Annotated in this window: 1 protein-coding gene, 3 tRNA genes and 1 pseudogene; 3 read left to right on the top strand and 2 right to left on the bottom strand. The window is 49.6% G+C overall.

Annotation, left to right across the window (positions count from 1 at the left end; all coding sequences use genetic code 11):
• Window positions 1-52: 52 nt before the first annotated feature.
• Window positions 53-137 (top strand) — tRNA-Leu (locus IMZ35_RS32425).
• 917 nt (window positions 138-1,054) lie between these two features.
• Here IMZ35_RS32425 and IMZ35_RS32420 read toward each other — a convergent pair.
• Window positions 1,055-1,714, bottom strand: a complete 660-nt coding sequence (locus tag IMZ35_RS32420; RefSeq protein WP_000412211.1) for a type A-1 chloramphenicol O-acetyltransferase — start codon at window positions 1,712-1,714, stop codon at window positions 1,055-1,057.
• A gap of 278 nt (window positions 1,715-1,992) precedes the next feature.
• Between IMZ35_RS32420 and IMZ35_RS32415 the strand changes: the two are divergent.
• Both IMZ35_RS32415 and IMZ35_RS32410 read left to right on the top strand, forming a co-directional pair.
• A pseudogene (locus IMZ35_RS32415) lies at window positions 1,993-2,079 on the top strand (IS1 family transposase); the annotation flags it as partial.
• Window positions 2,080-3,271: 1,192 nt separating this feature from the next.
• Window positions 3,272-3,348: transfer RNA gene (locus tag IMZ35_RS32410), tRNA-Arg, on the top strand.
• 131 nt (window positions 3,349-3,479) lie between these two features.
• Here IMZ35_RS32410 and IMZ35_RS32405 read toward each other — a convergent pair.
• Window positions 3,480-3,555: transfer RNA gene (locus tag IMZ35_RS32405), tRNA-Ile, on the bottom strand.
• Window positions 3,556-3,663: the final 108 nt, after the last annotated feature.

The following is a 3,663-nucleotide window of genomic DNA, read 5'->3' as shown; positions in this document are numbered from 1 at the left end:
CGCAATAAACATGATGATCTAGAGAATCCCGTCGTAGCCACCATCTTTTTTTGCGGGAGTGGCGAAATTGGTAGACGCACCAGATTTAGGTTCTGGCGCCGCTAGGTGTGCGAGTTCAAGTCTCGCCTCCCGCACCATTCACCAGAAAGCGTTGATCGGATGCCCTCGAGTCGGGCAGCGTTGGGTCCTGGCCACGGGTGCGCATGATCGTGCTCCTGTCGTTGAGGACCCGGCTAGGCTGGCGGGGTTGCCTTACTGGTTAGCAGAATGAATCACCGATACGCGAGCGAACGTGAAGCGACTGCTGCTGCAAAACGTCTGCGACCTGAGCAACAACATGAATGGTCTTCGGTTTCCGTGTTTCGTAAAGTCTGGAAACGCGGAAGTCCCCTACGTGCTGCTGAAGTTGCCCGCAACAGAGAGTGGAACCAACCGGTGATACCACGATACTATGACTGAGAGTCAACGCCATGAGCGGCCTCATTTCTTATTCTGAGTTACAACAGTCCGCACCGCTGCCGGTAGCTCCTTCCGGTGGGCGCGGGGCATGACTATCGTCGCCGCACTTATGACTGTCTTCTTTATCATGCAACTCGTAGGACAGGTGCCGGCAGCGCCCAACAGTCCCCCGGCCACGGGGCCTGCCACCATACCCACGCCGAAACAAGCGCCCTGCACCATTATGTTCCGGATCTGCATCGCAGGATGCTGCTGGCTACCCTGTGGAACACCTACATCTGTATTAACGAAGCGCTAACCGTTTTTATCAGGCTCTGGGAGGCAGAATAAATGATCATATCGTCAATTATTACCTCCACGGGGAGAGCCTGAGCAAACTGGCCTCAGGCATTTGAGAAGCACACGGTCACACTGCTTCCGGTAGTCAATAAACCGGTAAACCAGCAATAGACATAAGCGGCTATTTAACGACCCTGCCCTGAACCGACGACCGGGTCGAATTTGCTTTCGAATTTCTGCCATTCATCCGCTTATTATCACTTATTCAGGCGTAGCAACCAGGCGTTTAAGGGCACCAATAACTGCCTTAAAAAAATTACGCCCCGCCCTGCCACTCATCGCAGTACTGTTGTAATTCATTAAGCATTCTGCCGACATGGAAGCCATCACAAACGGCATGATGAACCTGAATCGCCAGCGGCATCAGCACCTTGTCGCCTTGCGTATAATATTTGCCCATGGTGAAAACGGGGGCGAAGAAGTTGTCCATATTGGCCACGTTTAAATCAAAACTGGTGAAACTCACCCAGGGATTGGCTGAGACGAAAAACATATTCTCAATAAACCCTTTAGGGAAATAGGCCAGGTTTTCACCGTAACACGCCACATCTTGCGAATATATGTGTAGAAACTGCCGGAAATCGTCGTGGTATTCACTCCAGAGCGATGAAAACGTTTCAGTTTGCTCATGGAAAACGGTGTAACAAGGGTGAACACTATCCCATATCACCAGCTCACCGTCTTTCATTGCCATACGGAATTCCGGATGAGCATTCATCAGGCGGGCAAGAATGTGAATAAAGGCCGGATAAAACTTGTGCTTATTTTTCTTTACGGTCTTTAAAAAGGCCGTAATATCCAGCTGAACGGTCTGGTTATAGGTACATTGAGCAACTGACTGAAATGCCTCAAAATGTTCTTTACGATGCCATTGGGATATATCAACGGTGGTATATCCAGTGATTTTTTTCTCCATTTTAGCTTCCTTAGCTCCTGAAAATCTCGATAACTCAAAAAATACGCCCGGTAGTGATCTTATTTCATTATGGTGAAAGTTGGAACCTCTTACGTGCCGATCAACGTCTCATTTTCGCCAAAAGTTGGCCCAGGGCTTCCCGGTATCAACAGGGACACCAGGATTTATTTATTCTGCGAAGTGATCTTCCGTCACAGGTATTTATTCGGCGCAAAGTGCGTCGGGTGATGCTGCCAACTTACTGATTTAGTGTATGATGGTGTTTTTGAGGTGCTCCAGTGGCTTCTGTTTCTATCAGCTGTCCCTCCTGTTCAGCTACTGACGGGGTGGTGCGTAACGGCAAAAGCACCGCCGGACATCAGCGCTAGCGGAGTGTATACTGGCTTACTATGTTGGCACTGATGAGGGTGTCAGTGAAGTGCTTCATGTGGCAGGAGAAAAAAGGCTGCACCGGTGCGTCAGCAGAATATGTGATACAGGATATATTCCGCTTCCTCGCTCACTGACTCGCTACGCTCGGTCGTTCGACTGCGGCGAGCGGAAATGGCTTACGAACGGGGCGGAGATTTCCTGGAAGATGCCAGGAAGATACTTAACAGGGAAGTGAGAGGGCCGCGGCAAAGCCGTTTTTCCATAGGCTCCGCCCCCCTGACAAGCATCACGAAATCTGACGCTCAAATCAGTGGTGGCGAAACCCGACAGGACTATAAAGATACCAGGCGTTTCCCCCTGGCGGCTCCCTCGTGCGCTCTCCTGTTCCTGCCTTTCGGTTTACCGGTGTCATTCCGCTGTTATGGCCGCGTTTGTCTCATTCCACGCCTGACACTCAGTTCCGGGTAGGCAGTTCGCTCCAAGCTGGACTGTATGCACGAACCCCCCGTTCAGTCCGACCGCTGCGCCTTATCCGGTAACTATCGTCTTGAGTCCAACCCGGAAAGACATGCAAAAGCACCACTGGCAGCAGCCACTGGTAATTGATTTAGAGGAGTTAGTCTTGAAGTCATGCGCCGGTTAAGGCTAAACTGAAAGGACAAGTTTTGGTGACTGCGCTCCTCCAAGCCAGTTACCTCGGTTCAAAGAGTTGGTAGCTCAGAGAACCTTCGAAAAACCGCCCTGCAAGGCGGTTTTTTCGTTTTCAGAGCAAGAGATTACGCGCAGACCAAAACGATCTCAAGAAGATCATCTTATTAATCAGATAAAATATTTCTAGATTTCAGTGCAATTTATCTCTTCAAATGTAGCACCTGAAGTCAGCCCCATACGATATAAGTTGTAATTCTCATGTTTGACAGCTTATCATCGATAAGCTTTAATGCGGTAGTTTATCACAGTTAAATTGCTAACGCAGTCAGGCACCGTGTATGAAATCTAACAATGCGCTCATCGTCATCCTCGGCACCGTCACCCTGGATGCTGTACAATTGACGACGACAAGGGCCCGGGCAAACTAGTAATCAGACGCGGTCGTTCACTTGTTCAGCAACCAGATCAAAAGCCATTGACTCAGCAAGGGTTGACCGTATAATTCACGCGATTACACCGCATTGCGGTATCAACGCGCCCTTAGCTCAGTTGGATAGAGCAACGACCTTCTAAGTCGTGGGCCGCAGGTTCGAATCCTGCAGGGCGCGCCATTACAATTCAATCAGTTACGCCTTCTTTATATCCTCCAGCCATGGCCTTGAAATGGCGTTAGTCATGAAATATAGACCGCCATCGAGTACCCCTTGTACCCTTAACTCTTCCTGATACGTAAATAATGATTTGGTGGCCCTTGCTGGACTTGAACCAGCGACCAAGCGATTATGAGTCGCCTGCTCTAACCACTGAGCTAAAGGGCCTTGAGTGTGCAATAACAATACTTATAAACCACGCAATAAACATGATGATCTAGAGAATCCCGTCGTAGCCACCATCTTTTTTTGCGGGAGTGGCGAAATTGGTAGACG

Source organism: Umezawaea beigongshangensis (assembly GCF_016464305.1).
Classification (GTDB): domain Bacteria; phylum Actinomycetota; class Actinomycetes; order Mycobacteriales; family Pseudonocardiaceae; genus Umezawaea_A; species Umezawaea_A beigongshangensis.
This window is presented reverse-complemented; position numbering and strand designations above follow the sequence as displayed.

Bases quoted from the DNA above. Each gene is read 5' to 3' on its own strand.
- IMZ35_RS32420 (WP_000412211.1), bottom strand. From the start codon at position 1,714: ATGGAGAAAAAAATCACTGGATATACCACCGTTGATATATCCCAATGG.